This window comes from Acetobacter oeni, assembly GCF_011516825.1.
Lineage (GTDB): Bacteria > Pseudomonadota > Alphaproteobacteria > Acetobacterales > Acetobacteraceae > Acetobacter > Acetobacter oeni.
The window spans coordinates 41129-66231 of record NZ_WOTA01000007.1 but is presented as its reverse complement, the minus strand read 5'-3'; the positions used below and the strand labels follow the sequence as shown (position 1 = coordinate 66231).

The following is a 25103-nucleotide window of genomic DNA, read 5'->3' as shown; positions in this document are numbered from 1 at the left end:
GTTCAGGCAGGCGTCTCCGTTGCTTTTATGATGAGGTTTGTGATCTCGTCGGGATGTGAAATCAGTGAGAGATGACCTGATTTCAGTTCAATCGTTTTTGCGCTCATTCGTTTCGCCATGAAGCGTTCCAGGTCGGGATTAATCGTGCGGTCCTCGGTTGAAACAGCGTAAAAGCAGGGCCTGAAACGCCATGCCGCCTGCGTTGTTCTGCCCGTCAGCAATGCCTTATGAAATGGTTCCTGCACTGCATATAGTTGTCTGGCCCGGACATCTGGCAGGTCTCCGGCAAAGTCACGGAGAAAGGCCGCTTCACTGAGACGTCCTTCATCACCATCGAAAATAATGCCCGCGGATGCAGGCGGTTTCGGGAATCTTTTTGCCAGAGCCGCATAATCTTCTCCCGCATCCGGCGCCCGCGCGGCGACATACACAAGAGCAGAAACATTCGGATGCAGGCCTGCCTCACTCACAATCGTGCCTGCGAATGAATGTCCGACGAAGACGGTCGGGCCGTTCTGCCGGTCGAGCGCAACACGCGCGGCGGCAACAGCTTCCGGTAATGTGGTCAGTGGATTCTGAACCGAAGTGACGTTGAATCCTTTTACCTGGAGACGCGCGATGACATCCAGCCACGAGGAGCCATCCGCGAACAGACCATGCACCAGCACAACATTTCGCGCCTGAGGACGGGCGGTGGCTGCTCTCGCTTTTGCGGAAGCAACGAGAGTGACGGCCGCTGCCGCGCTGGTGGTCAGGATACCCGCAAAGGATCGTCTTGTTATCATACTCCGAATTCCCGGAGAGTTTTCATCGGACCAGCGATGAGGCGAGCGAGGTGGCGTCTCTGACTGTCTGTGAATATGGCTGAGGCATGCGGCAATTTTCCTGGAAACGGTGGCAACCGCATTTTAGACGCCCGTGCGATCATCCGGTTCCGCCCTTAACTGGCCCGACCGGGATTATTTTGTCGGGACTGTTTTTATCCTGCTGCTGCCGGATTCCGGAAGATGATGATTTTATGTCCTGGTTCCGCACAATTAAAGATATCGCTCCTTTTCAGAAGCACTGGCGCGGGCGGTAATTTTCGAGACGATCGACAATCGCCATCAGCGCGGCCTGTTGTGTCTCGTCAGCGCAGGTGAAAACGTGAGTTCGCGCGCGGCGTTCCACCATGACGGCGGCACAGCGTTCCATGCGGGTCTGGCCCTGTCCGTTCAGAAGTTCGCTCACGGGGCGGTGTGAATGAACGGCCAGCCGCACGATCCGGAATGCCAGGCAATTGATGATCGACTCGCTCTCGATGCGTCCGAACGCGCTCTGATGTCCGTTAAGCTGCGCGCGGGCCTCGATGTATCTCTGGACGGTGTTCTGTTCGCAGGCGGCATGGAAATACTGCTGATGCCAGAAACTGCTCTGCCGGTGCTCGGCCTGCGCCAGGTTCAGATCCCGTCCTGATACGGGGTCGTTTGCGATGCGGGCTGCGTCGCTGCGCGCGGCAAGCCATAATCCGGGGAAATCCGCATAAGAAGAGTCGTCCCACACAACGGTGCCACGACTATCTTCCGATCCGAAGCGGAACCGTCTTTTCCCGTCCACGCCGTAGAACACTGTTTCTCCGTCACATGTTTTATCTTGCCCGAGGATGACGACATGGTCGCGGTCTCCTGCCCGCATGTGTCGCTGCAGCGTGAACACGTCATAAAGCGTTTCATCTTCGAGCGAGCGTTCGAGATGGGCTCTCACATAGCTGAGAAAGAGTGGCGCCCGGATTTCGAGAACGCCGCGCGGGCAGAAATCGAAATTCCACCAGCGGGACATTTTGACGACATGAAAGGCGAGAGCGTTGCGCAGTTCCGTCAGTTTCTGCGCCGGCTCATCATGTTCGCACAGGAACTGCACGCAACGGAACCGTGCGACCAGCCTGTTGATCTGCCCGATAAAGGGTCTGGCCGGGTCCCGGTAGGTGAGGATGTTTGCCGGCCAGGACCGCTCAAGGTGCCAGTCGGTGTTGAATTCGGTTGCTCTGGTCATAATTGCTGCCGCTCCTGCGGAATGACGCCTGGTCAGTTTCTTATTGCAAATGAGAGTCTTTCGCAAATAAACTTGTCATGCCATCTCAGGAGGGCGGGTCTGATGACCCGACAGCAGCATGATGAGACTTTTCCGAAGATCATATTGTGAAGGACTTCGCGCGACGGGCAAAGGCGAGCGGAAGCGATTTCGACAAAACCGGGGATTTGCTTTCTTCGCGGGCGAAGATCCGGTCTTTTGCCCGCGCCTGCCCCGTTATCGCTTTGTGAATGAGGCTGCCCGCGCCTTCCCGGCCGGCGATGACGGATTACCCTGAAAGAGAATCCCCTTTACCGTGTGGCGGCCTGGAGCAGACAGCCGGGCAGAGTGACGATCAGGCCGGGCGCGAGCGGGAGACTCTGGCTGTCAGTCTGGCCAGGACCGCTTTAAAGGCCTTACGCTCATGCGTGTTCATGCAGGCGCACCAGAGCAACGCGCAAAGCAGCAGCGGGACGATGAGTGCGGCCGGCAGGGTAATCAGCATCGGAAAATTGAAGAGCGCGGCTCCCATACACAGGAAAGCGGCAGCGATCACCGGCAGTGCGCTGATGACGCCCTGACGAAGCGGTTTGTAGAGCGTGAGACAGATCGCCATACGAATATTGACATCGATAAGGCAGCGAAGAGCCCACACGGCAGCGGCGCCGACAATGCCGAAATTTTTCACGCACAGAAACAGGATCGGGAGATAAACGCAGAGTTCGCCCAGCGACAGTCTCGCGCTGGTGTCCGGGCGACCGATCGCGTCGAGGAACCCGGCACAGATGGTGTCGAGCGCGCCGGCGAACACGCCGAGACAGAGCAGTTTCATGATCAGAGTGCTGTTCACGGCGAAAAGAGGATCGATCCAGAAGACCAGAAAGGCATGGCTGAACAGCGCCGACCAGAAACAGACCGGAAACATAAGTGCGGTCATGACGAGCAGACTGGTGCGGAAAAGCTCGACTGTTTCAGGAATATTGTTTCGCCAGGAGGATGAGAACGCGGGGAAGGCCGAGCCCGCGACGGCGTTTGTCAGGATCGCGAAGCGGCTGACGACATCCAGCGGCGTCGTATAAAAGGCCGTTGCGGCCACCGATACGACACTGGCGATCACGAAACGATCAAAATAGATGAGGATGGGATAGGCGAGATTGGAGATGGTCATCCAGCCGCCGATACGGAGCAGCGGCTTCAGCAGCACAGGCCGGATACGGGCGGTTCTCAGGGCGGGCATCAGGTTCAGACAGATCCGCAGATACGCCACGGTCATCCACAGACGGCACACGGCGAGCGAAAGCATCACCCCGATGAGACTGTTCCAGAACAGCAGCATGATCAGCGGCCCGAGGTAGTACATGACCGAAATCGGGACGCTGACGAGACTGACGGTTCGGAACGCCTGATAAGCCGACATGATCCCCCACATGGCGGCGTTGATCAGGAGCAGCGGGCCGGTTGCACAGAGCACCCACAGGGAGAGCCTGGTCTCCCATTTCAGTTCCTCGGGGATTTTGAGACCGTGACTGACCCAGATCTGAACGGCGACGGCGGCGATCAGGCCACCGATGAAACCGATGATGCCGAGGGTGACGGTTCCGGTCAGCGAGAGGTCGGCTATCTGCTTTTCGTCGGCATCGTTGCTCACGCCATCCGCGATGGCCCGTGTCAGGGCGCGGCCGAGGCCGAGATCGAAGATACCGAAGCTGCCGACGAGGCTGAGGGCAATCGTGAAGAGACCCCAGCGGGACAGGCCCATCAGATGGATCAGTTTTGGCGTGACCAGGAGGGCCACGAACACGGGCGCGACCCGCCCGAGGATATTCCAGCCCGTGTTGGACAGGATGTGACGGGGTTTGACGGCGCCAGGCCGGACAGAGGACGTCATGAACGATCAGATCCTGCTGGCGACGGCTGCATCCGGGGCAGGAAGCTCAGACGCAACGGGTGACCACCTGCATTTTTGTGGCAACAGGTTATCCCGCCAGACGCTCTTCTTCACATAGTTGTTACCGCATCGGGTAAAACCGCTTCAGAACGCCGGGCCAGAAAATACGCTCTCGGAAACCGAAATGGAAAGGCGGACCAGGCCGCCTCCCCTGCCCGCTTTCTTCGTCTTACGGAAGGATTTCCGTCTCGGCGAAGAAGAAGCGGATTTCATTGGCGGCATTCTCAGCGCTGTCGGAACCATGCACGGAGTTTGCTTCGATGCTCTCGGCGAACTGAGCGCGAATGGTGCCGGCATCGGCCTTTTTCGGATCGGTGGCGCCCATGACTTCGCGGTTCTTCGCGACGGCGTTCTCGCCTTCGAGCACCTGGATGACGACCGGGCCGGAGGTCATGAAGGAGACGAGATCACCGTAGAACGGACGCTCCATGTGCACGGCGTAGAACGCGCCGGCCTGGGCAGGGCTGAGCTGCGCGCGCTTCTGAGCGACGATGCGCAGGCCGTTATCTTCGAATACGGCATTGATCTTGCCGGTCAGGTTACGGCGCGTCGCGTCCGGCTTGATGATGGAAAGTGTGCGTTCAACAGCCATGGTCGGCTCCTCATTCTCGTTTCTGCCCGGGCCATGCCGGGACGGGTCGCGGAACATGACGATCCGCGGGCAGCGCTCATCTAGAGCATTATCGCTGTGACGGGTAGGGCTTTACGCATGCGGATGCTATGGCGTGACGACGATGGCCGGTCCTGTTCCGGCGCATCCTCATCCGAGACGATCTGTAGTGAGACTTCCGTGAGCCTTCTTGTCATCACCGACCTGACCCTTCGCATTGCCGGCCGCACGCTGCTGGACCAGGCGAACCTCTCGATCGAGCCGGGGCGCAAGGTGGGGCTTGTCGGGCGCAACGGCGCCGGAAAATCGACGCTGCTGGCCGCGATTGCCGGGGATATCCAGCCGGATGGCGGTGAGATCCGCCTGTCCTCGCGGGCGCGAATGGGGCGGGTGAAACAGGAGGCGCCGTCCGGTCCGACATCGCTGATCGACACGGTTCTGGCGGGAGACACCGAGCGGGCTTCGCTGCTGGCCGAGGCGGATATGGCGACGGACCCGCAGCGGATCGCGGAGATTCACGAGCGGCTGGGCGCGATCGACGCGGACAGCGCCCCGGCACGGGCGGGAAGCGTTCTGGCCGGGCTGGGCTTCGACGCGGCGGCGCAGTTGCGGCCCGTCTCGGACTTTTCGGGCGGCTGGAGGATGCGTGTGTCTCTGGCGACGGCGTTGTTTCTGGAGCCGGATCTGCTGCTGCTCGATGAGCCGACGAACCATCTCGATCTGGAGGCGACGCTGTGGCTTGAGGGGTGGCTGTCGCGGTTTTCAGGCGCCGCGCTGATTGTCAGCCATGATCGCGGGCTGCTCGATTCCTGTGTGGATGCGATCGCGCATCTGGACCGGGGCAAGCTGTCGCTGACGCCGGGCGGGTATGAGGAGTTCATCCGTATCCGTACCGAGCAGGCGCTTCAGCAGGCGCGGGCGGCGGAGAAGATCGCGGCGCGGCGAGCGCACATGCAGTCCTTCGTGGATCGCTTCCGGGCGCAGGCGACAAAGGCGCGGCAGGCGCAGGCGCGGATCAAGGCGCTGGAGAAGCTGCCGGTGATCGAAAGCGTGGTCGAGGACACGCCGACGCAGTTCGCTTTTCCGGAGCCGCAGGAACTGCCGCCTCCGATGCTGACGATGGAGCAGGTGACGGCGGGGTATGGCGACCGGGTGATCCTGTCCGGTCTGTCTCTGCGACTGGATATGGAAGACCGGATCGCGCTGCTGGGCGCGAACGGCAACGGTAAATCGACGTTCGCCAAGCTGGTGGCCGGGCGGCTTGAGCCGATGTCGGGCACGATTGCCCGCAGCTCGCGGCTGAAGGTCGGGTATTTCGCGCAGCACCAGGCGGAAGAACTGGTCATGAGCGAGACGCCGATCTCGCACATGGCGCGGGCGCTGCCGCAAGCGGCGCCGACGGAAGTGCGCTCGCAGCTTGCGCGGTTCGGGCTGAATGCGTCGAAGGCGGAGACGCAGGTGTCGCAGCTTTCGGGTGGAGAGAAGGCGCGGCTGCTGCTGGCGCTGGCGACGCGGGATGCGCCGCAGCTTCTGATTCTTGATGAGCCGACGAACCATCTCGATCTGGACGCGAAGGATGCGCTGGTCCGCGCGCTGGCTGAGTTTCAGGGGGCCGTGCTGCTCATCAGCCATGATCCGCATCTGGTGGAGATGGTGGCGGATCGGCTATGGCTGGTCGGGGATGGGAAGGTTGCGCCGTTTGACGGCGACATGGCGGAATACCGGACCTGGCTGATCGAGCAGTCGCGGGCGGCGGCGCGGGTGGCGAGTGGGAAACAGGTCGAGGGATCGCCGGCGGGTCGGAAGGAGGATCGCCGGGAACGGGCTCAGGCGCGCAAGGCGCTGGCACCGCTGCGCAAGCGGGTAAAGGATGCCGAGACACGGGTTACGAAGCTGGGTGTGGAGTGTGCGACTCTGGAGGCAAAGCTGGCAGATCCCGGTCTGTATGTGGACGGCGGCGCGGATGAGGTGACGCGGCTGACGACGAAGCTGGCGGCGTTGCGGAAGGACGAAGAAAAGGCGGAGGCCGACTGGTTCGCGGCTCAGGGTGATCTGGAAGAGGCCGGCGGAAACGAGTGACGGCCGGCGGAGCTACGGGGCCGGCTTTCGTTCATCTCTCAAAAGGCAGGGACATGGCTGGTCAGTGTTCGGGGAGAATCTGGTTTTTCTCCGGCGCTGACTGTGCATCGCTCAGAAATCCGGGCCTGTGCTGAGAGGGGCTGACAAACCTGCCTGATTTTTCATGGAAGTGCGCCATCGCCTTAAATTTTTTATGAAAATTGCAGGTCTTATTTCTGCAGGCGTGTCAGCACAGAGCGATGCGTCATAAAATTGACGGGTTCTCTAAGAGAATATATTGCTGTTCTGCAATAAAATTACCCTGCCACGCAGCGATACGAAAGCCAGTCTTTTTGTATGCTCCTGTGTCTTCCGGTGCTTTGTGCCTATAGCGTTTTCCTGCTTGGCTTCTGGCTGGCGCGGGACGACCTGCATCTGTCTCTGTCGTGGGATGTCGCCATGGCTGCCGGCTGCGGGGCGTTCTTTTTTCTGCTGATGCTTTTTACGCTGACGGGCCGTCCGTTACCCCTGCCCTTTTTCGACGGGAAATTTTTTCTGTCGCTGCACCGGTGGATCGCCGCGCTGTTTATCGGGTGTCTTACGTTCCACATTGGTCTGATTATCTTTACCGATCCTCAGACGTTATACGATCTGTGGCCGTCGGGGGCGATCGCGATGCAGACGGGAGCGGTGGCGGCTGTGCTGGCGGTGGTCACGGGAGGACTGGCTTTCCGCAGGGTCTGGCGTCGGTTCTATGCCACGTCGGGCATTTTCCGGATTTCCCATGCAATGCTGGCGGTTGCCGTGCTGGCAGGCTCGGCTGTGCATCTTGTGGGCACGCAGGTGCATCTTGTGCAGTCCTGGCAGAGAGAACTTTGCGTTGGTGTAGCGGTGACAGCGGCCCTGTTGCCGTCTGCGGAGCGCTGGCTGCTCGCCCGTTCAGCGGTTCATCCGGGGCGAAAACGGCGACGCGATATGAGCCCGATGGCTGCGGTTCTGGCTGGCATCATGCTATGCATGATTGTGTCGGAAACAGCAGCTTTCCTGTTCTGGCGTCGATGAACAGGAGACGTCTGCTCCCCGTGTTTTTCACCGCGGCAGGTATTGCACTGCTCTTTGGCATCATGCTGGTCGCACACCGCATGACGCTGGCGAAAGGACAGGATATTCCGCTGGTCTTTCACCATCATGCTCATGGCGGTTTTAGCTGCATGACCTGCCATCATGATTTTCTGACCCCGGTCTCAACACCGGCCACGCACAGGACGTGCATTGCCTGCCACAAGGAAACACCGGAGGTCGCACCGGTCATCCGGGATCAGTTCCACGCATTCTGCATCGGGTGTCATCTGAAACAGCAGGGTGAAGACAGGTCTGCCGGACCGGTGCATGAATGTCGGGCATGTCATGCTCACAAAGCGGACATCCGGGCACATGGCCATCTTTACTGACCGGAAAACCCGTATCATGATACCGTTATCTGACTTATCAGCCGATGGCGTTTTAACTGACAAGGAGCGTTTGTGTACGGCGCAGTTTGTTGCGGGGCGGAATGACCGGCGAGTCCCGCAGACTGACACTTCGCATGCTGACGCGGGACGATCACGAGCGGCTGGATCATCTGATCGGGCCGCTTGATTCGTTAACGGGATACCGGCGTTATCTGTCAGGCATATCCGCCTTTCGCGTGGCTGCAGAACGGGCCGTCGGGGCGGCTGAATGGCCGGCTTTTCTGCGGGGATGGCAGCCGGCCGAGGTATCGCCTCAAATGGCGGCGGATCTGGCCGATCTGGGAGAAAGAATGGCGCCCTGTCCGGTCATGCCCGTTCCCGGCGGGCCGGCCGGGCTTGCGGGGCTGCTTTATGTTCTCGAAGGATCGGCGCTGGGTGCCCGTGTCCTGGTCCGTCGGGCCGGAGTGCTCGGTCTTAGCGGCACGTTCGGGGCAAGGCATCTGGCGGCGCAGATAGCCGCCCCCGGAACCTGGCGAACATTTACAGAGCGCCTGGATGAGCCCGCCGAATTTGATGTGGATTCAGCAGGTCAGGCTGCACGGGAGGCATTCAGGCTTGCGTTTATCGCGATGAGCGGAGCAGGCCATGAAGCCGGTTGAGTTTGGCCGTGCTGATCTGACGAGTTGCGACCGGGAACCTATTCATGTTCCCGCGAGTATCCAGCCGCAGGGTTGTCTGCTGACATTTTCCGATAATGATCATCGGCTGAAACGGTTTTCCGCGAATGCGGCTGCCTGTCTGGCGATGCCGCAAAATATCGGGCCGTTTTTCGGCATGACGCTGGCAGCGTGTTTTGGCGAAAGTCAGACGCGGGAGATTCTGGCGGCACGCAAAATGGCTCCGGGAGGTCGCCGTCCGGCTTTTCTGTTCGGGCTGGAACTGCGGACAGGCGTGTCAAAGGACGTGTCCGTGCACATGTCCGGTGACGAAATCGTTATTGAATGTGAGTCCGCGCCCCTGGCCGCGCAGACCGGACATGCGATTTCCCGGCTTCGGATGATGATCGACACGCTGCGGGATGTCATGGATATCGACAGGCTCGTTCAGACCTGTGCGCGACATATGCGCGACGCATTCGGATATGACCGGGTGATGGTTTATCGTTTCGATCCGGACTGGTCGGGCAAAGTCGTCGCCGAGGCAAAAGCTCCGGAACTTGAAAGCTTTCTCGGTCAGCATTTTCCGAGTGGCGATATTCCGGCACAGGCCCGGGAGCTTTACCACAAGTCGTTGCTGCGTCTGATCGGCGATGCAACCTATACCCCCGTGCCGCTGGAACAGGCTCCGGGACTGGCGCCGCTGGATATGTCGTTCGCGCAGCTTCGCAGTGTTTCACCAATTCACTGTGAATATCTGACGAATATGGGTGTGCGGGCCTCGATGTCGATTTCGCTGATTGTCGATGGTCAGTTATGGGGACTGATTGCTTTTCATCATTATACCCCGCGCATGCTGAGACTGGATGAACGCGCTCAGGCCAAGATTGCCGGTGAATTTGTCTCGCTGAAAATTGTCGCGCTTCTTCGCTCGAACCGGCTGCGTCTGACACAGCAGACACACAGGCTTCTTGACAGTTTTCTGCGGGACACCTCATCGGTCGATGATTTTCCGGCTTATGTTCGCGGACGTATCAGGGATCTCGCGGATCTGGCGCCATGTGACGGGATCGGCGTTTGGATCGGGGGCGCGTGGGCCGGGTACGGTCTGGTTCCGGCGGATGATATCATAATGCGGCTTGTCACGAACATAACTGCGCAGGCGGAATCGCGGATATGGGACAGCGCTCATGTCGCGGGCGATCTTCCGTTCGGAGCGGCGATGCTCCCGGACGTTGCCGGGGTGATGGTCATTCCCATCTCCCCGCAACCGGCGGATTATCTTTTTCTGTTCCGCCGCGAGGTTATTCACACGCTCCACTGGGGCGGAGACCCGAACAAGACCTATACTCACGGACCGCACGGGAGTCGCCTGACTCCACGCAAGAGCTTTGAAATCTGGAAGGAACAGGTGCGCGAGCACAGCGCTGTCTGGACAGAGGATGATATGGAGGCGGCCCGGCTGCTCCGTTCGGCGCTGATCGAGGTCACCGGTAATTATCATCTGCAACAGTTGCAGGAACGCGCGGAAGCGGATGCGCAGCGCATCCTTCTGAATGAAGAACTCAGCCACAGGGTCAAAAATATCCTTGCCGTCGTGCAGTCACTGATGCGCGCCTCCGACACGGACAACGAACAGGAAAACAGCGCGGCGTTCGAGCGAATGAGAGGGCGGATCAGCGCCTTATCACTCGCGCATGATGAGGCCTCTCGTCACAATAAAGGTGTTTCCCTGCATAAGCTGGTCGAGATTCAGGCAGGGGCCTGCAACGGAAACATCCCGATTACGGTTTCCGGCCCGGAAATCAGGCTGACGGGTCGCGCCATATCCGTGATAGCTCTGACATTCCACGAAATAATCCGGGATATGGCGAGGCGGAGCGCATTATCGGAGGGGAGAGACACTTCGGACGTCTCCTGGGGCTATTCACCTGATGGTAAAAATCTGATCATTTCATGGCGCGAAAACATACCCTTTGGCACGGAAACATCCGATGCGCCGCTTCCGAGCGCTCTGCCAGTCGAGCGCCTGCTGCAGCATGAACTGGCCGGGCGTGTAACACGCGAAGTTAGTGCGACCACCCTAAAAACTCTCCTGTCTGTCCCGTCACTATTTGTTTCGTCCCCTAACGGGCACGGCCAGGGGAAACCGGTGACCGCCCTGGCCGCCTCCGCACCTGATGATCGTGAAAAACAATCTGCTGCCGGATTACAGGGAGCCACCATCCTGGTGGCTGAGGATCAGATTCTGATCGCGATGGAGATTGAAGATGTGCTGCTGGACCAGGGTGCGGGCGACGTATTCGTCTGCGGGTCCTGCCGTGAGGCTTCCGGGTATCTTCTCGCGCATTGTCCTGACGTGGCATTACTGGATGTAAGTCTGGGCGATGAAACTTCGTTCGAAATCGCACGGATGTTGCGGGAGCGGCATGTGCCATTCCTGTTTGCGACCGGCTATACGGACCGGTCCGTCATTCCGGAAGCGTTTGAGGACATTCCGGTTATCCTGAAGCCCTATCAGATGGACCGGATGACGGCGGCTTTATCGCGGCTTATACGCGGGAGCAGATAATGGCTGGCCTCATCGGCTGCCGGTCAGTTCTGTTCCGTTATCCGGGTCTGACAAAGACTACCCGAACAGGAATATATAAATAATATCAGGCGTTATTCTTAGTTTATTCGTATAAATTAGACATAATCAAACAATATCTGATGTGTGTTATATATAATTTTACGTCGTTTCTTAATCGAAAGAATAATCAGGATATACACCGACGTGTGATGCAGAAAAAGCACAACGACCGGCGAAGTATCATTTACATAAAAATGTAACTCTCCAATCTGTTGCATCCTTTTATCACAGATTCAATAAAGCGCGTCCCTTTTCCGCTTCCCGCGCATCGTATGGCGGGCTATCCTCAGGAGTGACCGGCTTGTCGAGAGTTTGCCCGGGAAAATCAAACGGGCGCCGCCCTGCCCGTGCGGGCCGCACACGATCTGCCTTCAGCCCGAGCGGGCGGCGTTTTCTCCTCGGTTCGGCAACGCTCCTTGGAAGTTTTATGCTCTGTGGTGGCAGCGCCGATAGCCGCACACCGGAATCCGATCACATCGGACGCGGTTCAGGCGCTTCCGGCACCAGCCGGGCACACGCGGCTCTGAAGCCCGGAGGCAGTAAAAAAGCCGCCCCTCCATCGCGCACCGGGTTGCAGTCGGGGAACGCGGAAGCTGTTGCTGTCAGTGCCCGGCGCAATGTGCAGCGCAATGCCGAAGTGCGGGTCGGGCGTGAAGTTGTCGACCGCATGGTTTCCGGCACGAATGTGCTGCGGATGCTGAGTCAGGTTCCGGGGGTGAACTTCAGCGCATCCGATGCGCTCGGGATCGATAATTACGGAGCCAGCATTTATCTGCGTGGTTTCTTTATGGATACGATCGGCGTCACGCTGGACGGTATTCCGCTGAACGATCAGAGCTACGGCAACCTCAACGGCCTGAACGTCAACAACGCTGTCATCTCAGATGACATTGACCACAGCAACGTGTCGCAGGGAGCGGGGGCGGTGGATCTGCCGTCGAACACCAATCTTGGTGGCACCATGCAGTTTTCCACGACCGATCCGAAAGATAAATTTGGCGGAAAGGTTCTGCAGGGGTTTGGCAGCTACGCGATGAAGCGCACATATGTGCGTGTTGACAGTGGCGTGCTGAATTCGACCGGCACAAAGTTCTTTGTCGATTATGCCCGGAGTTATGAGAAGAAATACGATTCTTCCAGTCCGGATTTCATGCAGCAGACAGACGCGAAACTGGTCCAGCCGATCGGCGAGAACAGCAAGATGACGGCGTTCTTCAACTGGAGCGATGCTCAGGTCTGGAACTATGCCGATAAATCTCAGGATATTCTGAACACACTCGGGTGGCGCACGGAATCTTTTTATCCGAATTACCGCGCGGCCTATGCGGCGGCGCAATGGAACTGGGTCTGTAACGGCAATGACACTCTGGGATTTGCAGGCAATTCCTGCGGGGGCGGCGCGGGCACGATCAATCCGCTGACGGGCAAGCCGCTGGCGCTGAGCGGGCCGAACAAGCTTCCCGCAGGCTGGGAAAACACCAGCGAGCAGGCGGATGTTGCCTATTATGATGGCGGTCAGCGGACAGTGGATTATATCGGCGGTCTGAATTTCGACCTGGAACTGACCCGCCGGTTACGATGGCTGACCACGTTCTACGGTCACAGCGATACGACCTATATGAGCTATGGCGATCCGTATGTCCCGTCAACGACTGGCGCGCCGCTCTCGGAAGAGGTCTGGACGCCGCGCCAGGAGCGTTTCGGATTTAACACGGCGTTTGAATACCATATCGGAAACCACACCATTCATACTGGTGCGTGGTTCGAGAACAATAACCAGGCGGAATCGCAATACTGGTTCAATGAGCCGGTTCTCGGAGAAGGGACGCCTTTGAAAGCCATCGGTCCTTACACGACCTATGGAAAGGCCATCGCGGAGAATTACGGGTTTCAGTGGAACACGAACACGTTTCAGTATCATGTGATGGACACATGGAAGCCACTGAATAATCTGTCGGTTCTGTTTGGCTTTAAGTCGATGATCCAGACGACATCGGGTGGCGCGCAGTTCACGAACACTCAGAGTTATGACGGGACGCTGCCGACCTATAACGGCTCTCTGCCGAACGGATCGATGACGGCCGCGGCGGCGTTTCTGCCGCATATCAACGCGAGCTGGCGGTTCCTTCCGAATCATGAGTTCTATTTCGACATTGCCGAGAACATGCGCCCTTACGGTGTGTTGCCGACCGGTGGCGCGAGTGCTGGCGGCACATCGCCCTGGGCGGTATCGAGTCCGGCGGGATCGGATGTGACCAGCCAGCAGCTTTTTGACAGCGTGCGGCGGGAAGCCCGGCCCGAGCGGGACTGGATTTATCTGGTTGGCTATCGCTACACATCCCGGCCGGTGATGTTCTCGGTCGATGCGTATCACGCAGATATTTCTCACCGGTTGATTTCGGCCTCAGTGGGATCGCTGAACGATCCGGAAACGTCGGTAATCGATACCCGCAGGGCGACCATGTACGGCATGGACGCGAGTGTGACGGTCCGGCCTTTTACACAGGGGATCATGCGCGGGCTCTCGCTGTTCAATTCCGTCAGCTACAACCACATGACGTATGGCTCGAATGTCAGCATCATGGATGGTGAGGGGGTTTTTCATAACGTGCGCGGCGCGAAAATGACGGGCTACCCGCAGGTCATGTACAAGGCGTCGGCAAATTACACTTGGCGGCGTTTCAATGCCAGTTTCGATGTGAATTACTATTCGAAGCGGCCTTACAGCATCGTCAACGACACCTATGTGCCGTCTTACTGGCTGGCCAATGCCGGAGCGCGATACTCACTGGGCGATGTGTGGGCGATGAAGAATGTGATGGTCGCATTCAATGTCTATAATCTGTTCAACTCGAAATACATTTCGATGATGGGCCAGAATGGATTTCCGGTGAGCGGTGATTATCAGTCCCTGGAGCGCGGGGCGGTGCGGGAGTATTTCGGAACGATCAGCACGGAGTTCTGAAAACACGCTCTTTGGGAGATCATTGCCCTTCGCTGAAGCGGATCTGCGAGGGATCGACTTCCTCATCGGGAGCGTGATCCGGGAGAACGCGGCTTGTATGCTTTTGCGTCCTGCCACAAGGAGAGACATCGTCCATCCGGTTCCGGTCGTTGTCGGGCTGGCCGCCATTCATCCCGCTCCCCATACTGCCGCCGGGACCGCCGCCGCCCATTCCACCACCACCCATGCCGCCGCCCTCTCCATCCGCCAGGCCGGCGAGGGTGGAGAGGCCGCGCATCCCCATGCCGACGCCCTGCCCCACCCCGCCACCGCCCATACCGCCAGCCATGCCGCCGAGCGTGCCAAGGCCGTGTCCGACGCGCCCCATCATCGACTGTCCGTGCTTTTTTTCGCAGGTATCCGGATCGGGTTTTTCACAGGCGGAGAGAACAATGAGAGATGCTGCCAGGAGGCAGGCTGAAGTCTTTCGGCGCATTCACGTCCTCTTCGGGAACCAGTGTCTTCTGTTATAGTGTGGGGGGTAGCACGCGGCACGCCGAGATAAGAACCGTAACGAAATGTTATTGTCCGGAACCGAATGGTGCGGGAGCCGGGGGCACGGACAAAGACGAATCGGTGATACCGAACCAGGCTTTCCGATCCTGCCTGGAAAAATTATGCCGTGGGGTTTAGGTGCTGTAGATCGTCAGAGCGTGACAGGGATGGCCGCGTAAGCCTTTCCGTTTTCGTTTCAACTTTCCCGGACACCATAAAACTTTATGACAGATGACCCGCATCCTGCCGATCAGGATATTTCCTCCGTTCCGCCTGAAGATCCCGGCCAGAGCATTGCCTCCCTGCTGCGGCTTACACTTCTGATCGCGGCGGTGATGCTGTCGATCTGGCTGATCGGCGATGTGATCATGGTCGTTTTCGCCGCCACGCTGTTTGCCGTGATTCTTCATGGCCTGGCACGGATTCTGCATCGGAGACTTCTACTGCCTTACGGGTGGTCGCTGGCACTCGTCTGCGTGATTCTTGTAGCCATCATTGTCGGGATCAGCTGGACGAGCGGATCGGATATCGTGGCTCAGGCCTCCAAGCTACAGAACGCGCTGGTCACTCAGGCGATCGCCCTGCGGAATCAGCTCGCCGAATGGCCACAGGGCCGGGTGCTGCTGGACTATCTGCCTGCGTCAATGGGTGGAAATCAGGGCGGGAGCGGTCAGAGCGGTCTGATGTCGCTGGGTTCGCGCATTGCGGGTTCGATGACGGGATTTCTCGGATCGGCATTCGGTGCGCTGGGCACGATGGCCGTGGTTCTGATCGCGGGCATTTATTTCGCGGCCTCACCGGCTATTTACGCGAACGGGATTTTGCGGCTCGTCCCCAAAAAATGGCGGGGCAAAGGCCGTGAAGTGATGCTGGTCGCAGCCGAAACGCTCTGGGCCTGGGTGGCGGGTCAGGCGCTGGATATGGCGGTTGTCGGCACTCTCTCGGGTGTCGGGCTGTGGATCATCGGGGTGCCACTGGCATTCAGCCTTGGGTTTCTCGCGGCACTCTGTAACTTCATTCCGTATATCGGCGCGATCATGGGGGCGGTACCTGCCATGTTGCTGGCGCTTTCGCTCGGGCTGCGCGAGACGGCGATGGTGGCGGCGCTTTACTGTGTCGTTCAGTTTTTTGAGGGTAATGTGCTGGCACCGATGATTCAGCGGCGCTCGGTGCAGATGCCGCCGGGTCTGACTGTGTTGTCCCAGACTTTCTTTGGCGGGATCTTCGGCTTTCCGGGTCTTATGCTGGCCTCGCCGCTGACGGCGATGTTTCTGGCGGTTGGCGACCGGCTGACGCCGAAGCTGGATGATGAGGAACGCGTGTAATATGGTGGCGACCTACCTGTCCTCACCGGGCCTGTTCCGCTTTCTGATTGCCGGCGCCGTGCTGCTGGGAGTGGCCGGATTTCTCTCCGGTTGTCAGGATTACGAGAAGGCCGCTCTCACCCGGTGCTCGAAGACACAGCCGGATATGACGCTGATGCGTGACGGCGATATGACGGATTTCCTGACACCGTGTGGATTACAGGGGTTTGCCGATGCCACTGACCGGGTGCGGTTGCATTATCAGCCGCCTCGCGGGGACGGAACGATCCCGGTGAGTGCGAACACGAATTTTGCGGTGAGTGAGGAAGGCGGTTCGCGCGGGCGGGTCTGGTATCTGTGCATGCCTGTCCCTGCCCTGCCTGTCATGCCTCCGCCGCCTGCGGCTGGCAGCCGGAAAGCCGGGACCGGTTTCGCGACGGCTTCGGGTCGGAACGGGTCCGGAGGTGTGCCGCCTGGCGCCGTCCCACTTTCGCAGCCGTCTCAGCAGGCCGTGTGCCGCTATGCGGGATCGGGGGCGGCCCGTATGACTCTGGTTTATGACAGGAACGATGCAGCCACACATGACCCTCGGACCTGGTAGCGCCGGAACGGCGGGCAGCAAGGATGCGGGCGGCACGGTGTCCCGCCGGGCTTCTCTCCGGCTGATGGCGGGTGTCTCCCTGACCGCCTCCATGATGAACGGGATGAGCTCCGCTCATGCCGCGTCCGCTTCTGAGACGAAATGGCCGACGCTGGACGGGTCCAGACCGCTGTTGCTGGCGCATCGTGGCGCCAGTGCGTTGCGACCGGAGCATACGCTGGCGGCTTATGCGAAGGCGATCGCGGACGGCGCGGATTATATCGAGCCGGATCTGGTGCCGACGAAGGATGGCGCGCTGATCGTACGGCATGATCCGGACATTTCGCAGACGACGGATGTGTCGGCGCATCCGGAATTTGCCTCGCGACGCCGGAGGCTGGCGGTGGATGGCCAGCACATGACCGGCTGGTTTTCAACGGATTTTACGCTGGCGGAAATTAAGACGCTGCGGGCACGGGAGCGGCTGCCACAGATCAGACCGCAGAATGCACGCTATGACGGGCAGTTCGACATCCCGACGCTTCAGGAAGTGATTGATTTTGTGGCGGCTGAATCCGCGACACGGGGGCGGCTGATCGGGATAATTCCGGAGATCAAACACCCGACGTTTTTCGCGGGGCTTGGGCTGCCGATGGAGGACCGGGTGCTGGCGGTGCTCGGTGCGCACAGCTACACGCGGACGGCGCCGCTGGAGATCCAGTGTTTCGAGACGGGGTGTTTGCAGAAACTGCGTGGAAAACTGGCAGGCGCCGGCGTGAAGGCGCGGCTGATATTTCTGACGGGCGGGCCGGGTGAAGTACCGGGCGACATTCAGGCACAAGGCGGGCGGACGACCTATGGCGACCTGATGAAACCGGCGGCGCTGCGGGAGATCCGGCGCTATGCGGAGGCGATCGGGCCGGCAAATACGTCGCTGATCCCACGGGATCCGGCGGGACGGTGGCTGGAACCGACGACACTGGTGCGGGATGCCCATGCGGCGGGACTGCTGGTGCATTCCTATACCTGCCGCCCGGAGAATGTGTTTCTGCCGGCGCAGCTTCGCAACGACGCGGGGCCGGATGCGCGGAACGAGGCGGGGTCGATCGCGGAGATCCGGCGGTATCTGGCGATGGGGCTGGACGGGTTTTTCACGGACGATCCGGCGATCGGGCTGCGGGCGCTGAATGGGAATGAATGAGGTTTTTCCGGGTGGTTTTTTCCAGATGGTCCGGGATGTTTTTCGGGGTGGTCACGGATTGTTTCGACTGAGGGCTTCGGGGTTTTCCGGGGGCTCGTGGGTGAGGCTGCTCTGAGGGTGGCTGCGGAGTGGCATGGCGGGGCCCCTTGCTGTGCTGATCCCAGAGCAAAGCTGTCTCTGGTGGACATGCGGGAAATCTTTGGGGTTGCTTCAGTTCTGGGACGTAAGGGATTCCGGAGAGTTCCGGAAAAGTACGTTTCGTAAACGGAATGAATATCCGGACGTTCGCTGACCCGGTGAACAGAGAGCAGAGTGGAAGTTCTTCTGTAACCGGAAAATCGCACAGATTTCTTTCTTGCTCATGCTGTCATAATCAGACTGAGACGGACTGCGTCCTTTTGAGAAGTTCCGGGCAGAGCCTCGAAAAACTGTCCGCTCGCCAGTATTTGTCCGTAAGCTGTGCAAACGCTTTTTAAACGGGACAATGCTCCCGGCGCCTGGCTGGTCTGTAAAAAACGGATATGGACCGGAACGATGGCATCTCTGCCGGGGTGTTTCGGTCTGGCGCTGTGAGGGCAGGCCTCGGGCCTGAGGGGGTCAGGGCGGTGTGGCACGATGCCTGACAGTGATCTGACCATTCCTGTTTTCTGGCCATAAATCAGGGGGCAACGACAGTTTTTACTGGCTGACCCGGTGTCGGAAAGTCGCCGGGCCGGGGCTGACCCCGGAGTTCATGACGGGGCGAGACCGGGTGTGCGGTCAGTGCAGAAGCATATGTCCGGGCCGGCTACAGTCTTTCGTCTGGTTTCCGTTGAAGGCTTACGGCCTGTCTGTCAGAGCATTGTTTCAGACATTTCTCATAAAAACAGGAAATCGGGTGAGGCGCGTCGGCGGACGGCGCATGTTCCTGGTTCGGAAGCTCATCAGTGAAAGACCTGAAGTAGCGTCAGGTACATTTACCCATAAGGCATGGAGGACCGGAAACCGTTCAGATCTGTGTACAACGTTTTATATAAAGGACATATAGCAGGAAAAACGAAAATTCATCATAAACCACTCGCTTCACAGAAACGTGTCGCCATGTTATTATTTTTTGATTCACCTCAGAGGACACACTTCCGTATCATTAACGGATCACTGTGACGATCTGCCTGTGTCTCTTTATTCTGATGTCTGTGGCTTCTGTCTTCATCAATATTCTGAATAAATAGCATGGGGATTACTTTCGAATCACTGATAAATAGCATTATATCCGGAGGCCGATGGCAATGAATACTGAAATCGCCATTATCGGTGCTGGCCCTTATGGCCTGTCCCTGGCGGCTCATCTTCGTGCAAAAGGTTTGGATTTCAGGATTTTTGGCCATCCGATGTCTTTCTGGAAAGACAGTGTGCCTGCCGATCTTCCGCTCAAGGCGGAAGGCTTCGCGCTCAATCTGTTTGAACCGGGGCGCGGATTTACTCTGGAGAAATTCTGCCAGGCACGCGGATATGCCTATGCCCGGATGGGCACCCCTGTTCCGGCCCGTGTTTTCAGGGAATATGGCGAAGCCTTTCAGAAAACCTGTGTGCCGGAACTTTATCCTTTTATGGTCACGCATCTTTCCGGTTCAGAGGGAAGCTTTACCCTGAGACTGGATAACGGTCAGGTTGTACGGGCCGTTCGTGTGGTACTGGCTGTGGGCATTGGGCATTTTGCCTATATGCCTTCATCGGTGGCGCGGCTTCCCCGTGAAAAAGTCAGTCATACGTTTAACACTGTTTCCTTCGGGCAATTTTCCGGACGGCGTGTGGTCGTGATCGGAGCCGGGTCTTCCGCGGTGGATACGGCGTATTTTCTGCACCGGGCGGGGGCGGACGTTGCTCTGTATGTCCGCCGTTCAAAAATCTGGATCAACCATCCGCCGCAGGCCATTCGCGGGCTGAAGCTTCTTCTCACCCGTCTAAAAAAACCGCGTTCCGGACTTGGAACAGGCTGGCGTTCACGGATGGCCTGCGATTTTCCGGGTGTCTTTCATCTGCTTCCTGCCCGGCTGCGGCTCCGCATCACGAAAGGCCATCTGGGACCGGCCGCATCCTGGTTTACAGGACAGGCTGTGCGTGAGGAGGTGCCTGTTCATCTCGGCATGGCTCTGGAGTCCGCGACTGATGCGCGTGATGGTCTCCATCTGAAATTCAGAAACACGCTGACAGGACAATTAAAGGCCGTGGAGGCCGATCATCTGTTTGCCGGGACCGGCGCGCGGATCGATCTGGCTCGTCTCCCTTTTCTGAGCGGGGCACTCCGCGCGGCAATTCGCACCGAAGATAATATGCCGGTTCTTTCCGGAGCTTTTGAGAGCAGTGTATCCGGTCTCTATTTCATCGGGCCGGCGGCGGCGGGCAGTTTTGGTCCCCTGCTGCGTTTCGCATGGGGCGCCCGTTTTGTGGCCAGACGTCTGACCAGACATCTGACGCGCGCGAATGCGCGGGGCCGTCTCCCGCTGCCGGATGGAAAATTTGTCGGCCGGCAACCGGAGAGCACGCCATCTCAGACTAAATGTTTTCCGTTATGAAAAAACGATTTTCAGTTCTTATCATCTCTTCGGTGTGGTGGCCGTCGATAACGCGGCTTGTGGAGGAGTATATTGAAAACGGTGCTGAAATTCATGTGGTCTGCCCGACCGGCCACTCGCTACGCTGCCTGAAAGGCATTGCCTCTTTCCGAAACTTTCCATGTCTGCACACTGTTGCAGCGTTGTCTTCCATCATAATCGGGACGCGTCCCGATCTTGTCATTCCCGCGGATGACAGGACTGTCCGGGCGCTTCACGACGTTTTCCGGCACGCAGACACCGGGACCGAGACGGGCTGGTTCCTGCGGGATATAATCGAAAAATCCATTGGTAAGTCAGACTATTTTACAGACATTGAGGGGCGTCTGTCGCTGATCGACATTCTGCGTGCGGAGGGCATTACGACCCCGGCTGCTGCTGACGTTCACTGTATTGAGGATGTGCGAAAATGGTGTGCGCGGGTGCCGGGGCCGTGGGTGCTGAAACGGGACCGGAGTTCGGGTGGGGCGGGCGTTACGATCACCGACACGCCGGAGGAGACCGAGGCCTGTTTCCGGAGGCTGTCGCAGCCGGTGCGCGCGGCGAGTGCTCTGCGCGTGCTGCTGGCGGACCGGGATATTTACACCTTCATGGATGCGGCGATCCGAAAAAAATCCGCTGTCATGGCGCAGGAATATATTGAGGGGATGCCGGCCAATATCATGGCGGCCTGCTCGGAAGGGCGGATTCTCGATACGCTCGGCGTCGATGTCGTCTCGTATCAGGGACGCACCGGCGCGGCGACTCTGATCGCGGCCACACAATCCGAAGAGATGGAGCATGCGGCGCGTGTGGTCTGCTCACGACTGAAGCTTTCGGGATTTTTCGGTCTTGATTTCGTTCGGTGCGCGAAATCCGGGACATATTACTTTATCGAAATGAATCCACGGCTGACCCAGATCGGCCATCTGAACTGCGATGGCAGGACCGTTGGCAGTCAGCTTCTGTTTCATATGCGGGGCGAGCGGGCCGATACCGGGCCTGCGCCGCGGGCGATGGCGATTGGCGGAGGGCGGACGGTTGCTCTGTTTCCGCAGATACTGCGCGCCGGCGATGTGGACATTGCTTCTGCCTGTCTTGATGTTCCGTGGCGGCATCCGGATCTCGTGCGGGAGCTTTTACGTCCCCCGTGGTCGCGCCGGGGTTATATTGCACAGCTTGAAGAGAAGATCCGGCGCGACGTGCCGTATGGCAAAACTCTGAAAAAACAGGACGCCATGAAAAGGCTTCGAACGCTCGCATCCGTTGTCTGAGCGAGAGATCTCTTCCGGCTGAGCCGGAGGGGCGGCGCTGAAGTTGCTTGCAGACCGACTGCGGTCACAGGGTGGGGTGCTGAAACGGGTCGTACCCTGTGCCGGTTGCCGTTTAACGGGGCACTGGAAAATCCCGCTTCTTATCGCTACATGCGTGTCACCATGAATGAAGCAGAGTATTCCGCGGCGTCGGCGACGGTTGCGCCCATGCCGATCCTGATTGCGCCTCAGGCGATTCTTCGCCAGACGGCCCGTCCTGTGAAACCGGAGGACATGCCTTTGATCCGTGAGGGTCTGGCGGGCATGTTTTCGGCTATGTATGCCGCGCCGGGCATTGGTCTGGCGGCGCCTCAGGTGGGGATCGGGCTGCGTTATGCGCTGGTCGATCTGGGCGAGGAAGATGAGCGCCAGCCGATTGTGATGATCAATCCGGAGATTCTGACCGAGAGCGAGATGATGGGGCCGCATGAGGAGGGGTGTCTGTCGCTGCCGAATCAGTATGCGGAGGTGATCCGGCCCGAGGCTGTGCGGGTTCGTTATACAATGCTGAGCGGCGAGACGTGTGAGCGGGATGTGGACGGGTTGCTGGGGACGTGCATTCAGCATGAGATCGACCATCTCGACGGGATTCTGTTTGTCGATCATCTGTCGTCGCTGAAGCGCAGCATGATTATGCGGCGTCTGGCGAAGGAGATGAAGGCTAAGCGCTGAGGGCGTGTTCCCGGGGTTTTGACTGGTGTGATTTACAGGGCTCTGCCCTGGACCCGGCAGGGACCGCAGGCCCCTGCACCCCGGTTTATTTAATAAAATGGTTTGCAAAGGTCTGTGACCTTTGCCGGGTCCGGGCAGGGCCCGGGGGTATTGCTGCTTCGGGTTTTTATGTGAAGCGGTGTTTTCCGGGGGAAAGAGTCCGATGCGTCTTGCGTTTATGGGTACGCCTGATTTTGCCGTGCCGGCTCTGTATGCGCTGCATGATGCGGGGCATAAGATTGTGGCGGTTTACACGCAGCCGCCCCGTCCGGCGGGGCGTGGGCAGGCGTTGCGTCCCTCCCCTGTTCAGCATGCGGCGGAAACTCTGGGCATTCCGGTGCGGTGTCCGGTTCGGGTGAAGAAGAATCAGGAAGAGCTGGAAGCGTTCGCGGCGCTGGAGCTGGATGCGGCGGTGGTGGCGGCTTACGGGCTGATTCTGCCGGCGGAGATGCTGGACGCACCGAAGCTGGGGTGTCTGAATATTCATGCCAGTCTGCTGCCGCGCTGGCGGGGGGCGTCGCCGATCCAGAGCGCCATTCTGGCAGGGGATACGGAAAGCGGCGTGACGATCATGCAGATGGATGTCGGGCTGGATACGGGGGCGATACTGGCTTCGGTTCCGGTTCCTGTGACGGCTGAGACGACGGCGAGTTCGCTACATGACGAGCTGGCGGCGCTTGGGGCGAAGATGATTGTCGAGGTGCTGGCGGCGCGTCCTCCGGCGGTGCCGCAGCCTGAGAGCGGCGTGACGTATGCGGTGCGTCTGACGAAGGAGGACGGGCGGATCGACTGGCGGCAGCCGGCGGCGGCGATTGATCGTCAGGTCCGGGCGCTGACGCCATGGCCGGGGGCGTTTACGACGCTGGGCGATGTTGTGCTGAAGATCGGGGCGGTGCTGCCGGTTGGCGCGGTGGATAGTGGTTTGCCGGGCGAAGTGGTGGATGAGGCGCTGACGGTTGTGTGTGGCGGCGGGACGGGGCTGCGGATTGCGCGGTTGCAGCGGCCGGGACGCGGGATGGTTGAGGCGGCGGCGTATCTGCGCGGGCAGCAAGTGGCGATCGGGACTGTGCTGGGCGGGGACTGAGGCTCCTGCCGGGTTCGCCTGGCCTGTCGCGCCGAAAAACACGGGGCGGATCGGCGATTGCGGTCTGCGGGCGGTGACGCCTTATGCGGAGCCGGTGACCGGGACTTCATTAAGCGGGGGGCGGCGGCGGTCGCGCCGTGCGGGACAGGAGCACGCATCGGCGCAATGATGGACGGGTGGCGATTGAAATCGGGACTTTATTTATGGGCGGGACGATGAATGACGAGCCGAAGATGCGGGGGAATGTCGCGGGCATTTCTTCCATCGGGGCGGTCCCGTCACGCTTCATCTGTCTGCCGGCTGCCTTCGGGGAGGACGATGACGGGGCTGTCTCCGGGGAGGACGACGACGTGTTCTGTCCGTGCGGCCGGCCTCGCTGAGCCTGTCGCGTTCCTGTATGGCGTCTTCGCGGACAGGGTGGTGGGCGTGTCTGTCTGAGGCGGGGCTTTGACATTTCCATCGGAAAATGTTCCCGGAACCCGGCATCGGGCTGTTTATTGTTCGGCTGTCGCGGTCAGGTTCTTACTCTGGTTCTGAAGAGGCGTTTAATGAGTGACGGGGCCGCTCCGGGCGGAATTCAGCGCTGGGCGGTGAAGATCGAATATGACGGCACGCCGTTTTTCGGCTGGCAGCGGCAGAAGAACGGGCTGTCGGTTCAGGAGCTTCTGGAGGACGCGGCGGCGCGGGTTGCGGGCGGACGGGTTGTGCCGAGCATCACGGCGGGGCGGACGGATGCGCGGGTTCATGCGAGTGGTCAGGTGGCGCATCTGGATTTTCCGGCGGAGCTGCCACTGGTGGAGCGGGCGGTGCGGGAGGGGATTTCCTTTCATATGAAGCCGCATCCCGTGGCCGTGCTGGCGGCGGCGCGGGTTCCGCTGACCTGGAACGCGCGGTTTTCGGCGGTGAAGCGGCGGTATTGTTACCGCATTCTCAATCGCCCGGCGCGACCGGCGCTGGATGTGAACCGGGTCTGGCATGTGAAGTTTCCGATGGATCTCGGGGCGATGCGGGAGGCGGCGGGGCATCTTCTGGGGACGCATGATTTCACGTCGTTCCGGGCGACATCGTGTCAGGCGAAGCATGCGGTGCGAACTCTGGAGCGGTTCGAGATTGTACGGGAGGGCGAAGTCATCGCGTTTTATGTGGAGGCGCGGTCCTTTCTGCATCATCAGGTGCGCAATCTGGTGGGCACGATACAGCTTGTGGGGTGTGGAAAGTGGTCGCCGGAGCGGGTTCGGGTGGCGCTGGAGGCACGGGACCGGAAGGAAGGCGGGCCGACGGCGCCGGCGGAGGGACTGTATCTGACGACGGTTGATTATGACCCCGACCCGTTCGGGGGACCGGAGTCGGGCGTCTGATGTCCGGGGGGCCGGTCAGCATCCGCCGGGCTCGGTGGGCCGGAGGCTGTTCCGCTCGGGGTGTAGCAATAAAGTA

At 59.5% G+C, this 25103-nt stretch carries 20 protein-coding genes; 15 read left to right on the top strand and 5 right to left on the bottom strand.

Annotated features, from left to right (window positions below; genetic code table 11):
• Nucleotides 1–2: 2 nt before the first annotated feature.
• From GOB90_RS06600 to ndk, 4 genes are all read right to left on the bottom strand, one after another.
• Nucleotides 3–785: an alpha/beta fold hydrolase gene (locus tag GOB90_RS06600; protein ID WP_146886174.1), complete on the bottom strand. Its 783-nt coding sequence runs from the start codon at nucleotides 783–785 to the stop codon at nucleotides 3–5.
• A 271-nt stretch (nucleotides 786–1056) separates the two neighbouring features.
• Nucleotides 1057–2031, bottom strand: a complete 975-nt coding sequence (locus GOB90_RS06595; RefSeq protein ID WP_146886172.1) for a hypothetical protein — start codon at nucleotides 2029–2031, stop codon at nucleotides 1057–1059.
• A 373-nt stretch (nucleotides 2032–2404) separates the two neighbouring features.
• Nucleotides 2405–3937, bottom strand: a complete 1533-nt coding sequence (locus GOB90_RS06590) for a flippase (protein WP_146886170.1) — start codon at nucleotides 3935–3937, stop codon at nucleotides 2405–2407.
• Between the two features lie 229 nt (nucleotides 3938–4166).
• A complete protein-coding gene (ndk, locus tag GOB90_RS06585) occupies nucleotides 4167–4589 on the bottom strand; it encodes a nucleoside-diphosphate kinase (RefSeq protein ID WP_146886168.1) in 423 nt (140 codons plus the stop codon).
• A gap of 198 nt (nucleotides 4590–4787) precedes the next feature.
• On the opposite strand from ndk, the gene GOB90_RS06580 reads away from it, so the two are divergent.
• The 6 genes from GOB90_RS06580 to GOB90_RS06555 all read left to right on the top strand — a co-directional run bounded on the left by GOB90_RS06580 (nucleotide 4788) and on the right by GOB90_RS06555 (nucleotide 14369).
• Nucleotides 4788–6686 (top strand): ATP-binding cassette domain-containing protein, encoded by a 1899-nt coding sequence (locus GOB90_RS06580; RefSeq protein ID WP_146886284.1) that lies wholly within the window; start codon nucleotides 4788–4790, stop codon nucleotides 6684–6686.
• A gap of 336 nt (nucleotides 6687–7022) precedes the next feature.
• Complete coding sequence (locus GOB90_RS06575) at nucleotides 7023–7727, top strand: ferric reductase-like transmembrane domain-containing protein (protein WP_146886166.1); 705 nt, start codon at nucleotides 7023–7025, stop codon at nucleotides 7725–7727.
• 20 nt (nucleotides 7728–7747) lie between these two features.
• Nucleotides 7748–8116, top strand: a complete 369-nt coding sequence (locus GOB90_RS06570; protein WP_261765919.1) for a cytochrome c3 family protein — start codon at nucleotides 7748–7750, stop codon at nucleotides 8114–8116.
• A 101-nt stretch (nucleotides 8117–8217) separates the two neighbouring features.
• Nucleotides 8218–8775, top strand: a complete 558-nt coding sequence (locus GOB90_RS06565) for a biliverdin-producing heme oxygenase (RefSeq protein WP_146886164.1) — start codon at nucleotides 8218–8220, stop codon at nucleotides 8773–8775.
• On the top strand, nucleotides 8762–11344 hold the full coding sequence (locus GOB90_RS06560) for a GAF domain-containing protein (protein ID WP_146886162.1): 2583 nt from the start codon (nucleotides 8762–8764) through the stop codon (nucleotides 11342–11344). The genes GOB90_RS06565 and GOB90_RS06560 overlap by 14 nt, the downstream gene beginning before the upstream one ends.
• A gap of 361 nt (nucleotides 11345–11705) precedes the next feature.
• Nucleotides 11706–14369 carry a TonB-dependent receptor gene (locus tag GOB90_RS06555; RefSeq protein WP_242011850.1) on the top strand — a complete coding sequence of 888 codons (2664 nt, stop codon included), beginning with the start codon at nucleotides 11706–11708 and terminating at the stop codon, nucleotides 14367–14369.
• A gap of 19 nt (nucleotides 14370–14388) precedes the next feature.
• Here the strand turns inward: GOB90_RS06555 and GOB90_RS06550 are convergent, their stop codons facing one another.
• Complete coding sequence (locus GOB90_RS06550; RefSeq protein ID WP_146886160.1) at nucleotides 14389–14844, bottom strand: hypothetical protein; 456 nt, start codon at nucleotides 14842–14844, stop codon at nucleotides 14389–14391.
• Nucleotides 14845–15127: 283 nt separating this feature from the next.
• Between GOB90_RS06550 and GOB90_RS06545 the strand changes: the two genes are divergently transcribed.
• From GOB90_RS06545 to truA, 9 genes are all read left to right on the top strand, one after another.
• The gene (locus GOB90_RS06545; RefSeq protein ID WP_146886157.1) at nucleotides 15128–16228 is read left to right on the top strand and encodes an AI-2E family transporter; all 1101 of its coding nucleotides are present in this window, start codon (nucleotides 15128–15130) and stop codon (nucleotides 16226–16228) included.
• Nucleotide 16229: 1 nt separating this feature from the next.
• Nucleotides 16230–16808, top strand: coding sequence for a hypothetical protein (locus GOB90_RS06540; protein WP_146886155.1), 579 nt, complete (start codon nucleotides 16230–16232; stop codon nucleotides 16806–16808).
• A 103-nt stretch (nucleotides 16809–16911) separates the two neighbouring features.
• Complete coding sequence (locus GOB90_RS06535; RefSeq protein ID WP_242011855.1) at nucleotides 16912–17988, top strand: glycerophosphodiester phosphodiesterase; 1077 nt, start codon at nucleotides 16912–16914, stop codon at nucleotides 17986–17988.
• Nucleotides 17989–19256: 1268 nt separating this feature from the next.
• Nucleotides 19257–20543 (top strand): NAD(P)-binding domain-containing protein, encoded by a 1287-nt coding sequence (locus tag GOB90_RS06530; protein ID WP_146886153.1) that lies wholly within the window; start codon nucleotides 19257–19259, stop codon nucleotides 20541–20543.
• Nucleotides 20540–21835, top strand: coding sequence for an ATP-grasp domain-containing protein (locus tag GOB90_RS06525; protein WP_146886151.1), 1296 nt, complete (start codon nucleotides 20540–20542; stop codon nucleotides 21833–21835). The genes GOB90_RS06530 and GOB90_RS06525 overlap by 4 nt, the downstream gene beginning before the upstream one ends.
• Before the next feature lie 162 nt (nucleotides 21836–21997).
• Nucleotides 21998–22546, top strand: coding sequence for a peptide deformylase (gene def / locus GOB90_RS06520; protein WP_146886149.1), 549 nt, complete (start codon nucleotides 21998–22000; stop codon nucleotides 22544–22546).
• A 202-nt stretch (nucleotides 22547–22748) separates the two neighbouring features.
• The gene (fmt, locus tag GOB90_RS06515) at nucleotides 22749–23669 is read left to right on the top strand and encodes a methionyl-tRNA formyltransferase (RefSeq protein ID WP_146886147.1); all 921 of its coding nucleotides are present in this window, start codon (nucleotides 22749–22751) and stop codon (nucleotides 23667–23669) included.
• A 137-nt stretch (nucleotides 23670–23806) separates the two neighbouring features.
• Entirely contained in the window at nucleotides 23807–24049 is a 243-nt protein-coding gene (locus tag GOB90_RS06510; protein ID WP_146886145.1) for a hypothetical protein, read from the top strand.
• Between the two features lie 168 nt (nucleotides 24050–24217).
• Nucleotides 24218–25027, top strand: a complete 810-nt coding sequence (gene truA / locus GOB90_RS06505; protein ID WP_146886143.1) for a tRNA pseudouridine(38-40) synthase TruA — start codon at nucleotides 24218–24220, stop codon at nucleotides 25025–25027.
• Nucleotides 25028–25103 lie beyond the last annotated feature (76 nt).

Excerpts from the sequence above, each read along its gene's own strand:
- GOB90_RS06600 (WP_146886174.1), bottom strand. The coding sequence starts at position 785 with ATGATAACAAGACGATCCTTTGCGGGTATCCTGACCACCAGCGCGGCA.
- GOB90_RS06595 (WP_146886172.1), bottom strand. The coding sequence starts at position 2,031 with ATGACCAGAGCAACCGAATTCAACACCGACTGGCACCTTGAGCGGTCC.
- GOB90_RS06590 (WP_146886170.1), bottom strand. The coding sequence starts at position 3,937 with ATGACGTCCTCTGTCCGGCCTGGCGCCGTCAAACCCCGTCACATCCTG.
- ndk (WP_146886168.1), bottom strand. The coding sequence starts at position 4,589 with ATGGCTGTTGAACGCACACTTTCCATCATCAAGCCGGACGCGACGCGC.
- GOB90_RS06575 (WP_146886166.1), top strand. The coding sequence starts at position 7,023 with ATGCTCCTGTGTCTTCCGGTGCTTTGTGCCTATAGCGTTTTCCTGCTT.
- GOB90_RS06565 (WP_146886164.1), top strand. The coding sequence starts at position 8,218 with ATGACCGGCGAGTCCCGCAGACTGACACTTCGCATGCTGACGCGGGAC.
- GOB90_RS06560 (WP_146886162.1), top strand. The coding sequence starts at position 8,762 with ATGAAGCCGGTTGAGTTTGGCCGTGCTGATCTGACGAGTTGCGACCGG.
- GOB90_RS06550 (WP_146886160.1), bottom strand. The coding sequence starts at position 14,844 with ATGCGCCGAAAGACTTCAGCCTGCCTCCTGGCAGCATCTCTCATTGTT.
- GOB90_RS06545 (WP_146886157.1), top strand. The coding sequence starts at position 15,128 with ATGACAGATGACCCGCATCCTGCCGATCAGGATATTTCCTCCGTTCCG.
- GOB90_RS06540 (WP_146886155.1), top strand. The coding sequence starts at position 16,230 with ATGGTGGCGACCTACCTGTCCTCACCGGGCCTGTTCCGCTTTCTGATT.
- GOB90_RS06535 (WP_242011855.1), top strand. The coding sequence starts at position 16,912 with ATGAGCTCCGCTCATGCCGCGTCCGCTTCTGAGACGAAATGGCCGACG.
- GOB90_RS06530 (WP_146886153.1), top strand. The coding sequence starts at position 19,257 with ATGAATACTGAAATCGCCATTATCGGTGCTGGCCCTTATGGCCTGTCC.
- GOB90_RS06525 (WP_146886151.1), top strand. The coding sequence starts at position 20,540 with ATGAAAAAACGATTTTCAGTTCTTATCATCTCTTCGGTGTGGTGGCCG.
- def (WP_146886149.1), top strand. The coding sequence starts at position 21,998 with ATGAATGAAGCAGAGTATTCCGCGGCGTCGGCGACGGTTGCGCCCATG.
- fmt (WP_146886147.1), top strand. The coding sequence starts at position 22,749 with ATGCGTCTTGCGTTTATGGGTACGCCTGATTTTGCCGTGCCGGCTCTG.
- truA (WP_146886143.1), top strand. The coding sequence starts at position 24,218 with ATGAGTGACGGGGCCGCTCCGGGCGGAATTCAGCGCTGGGCGGTGAAG.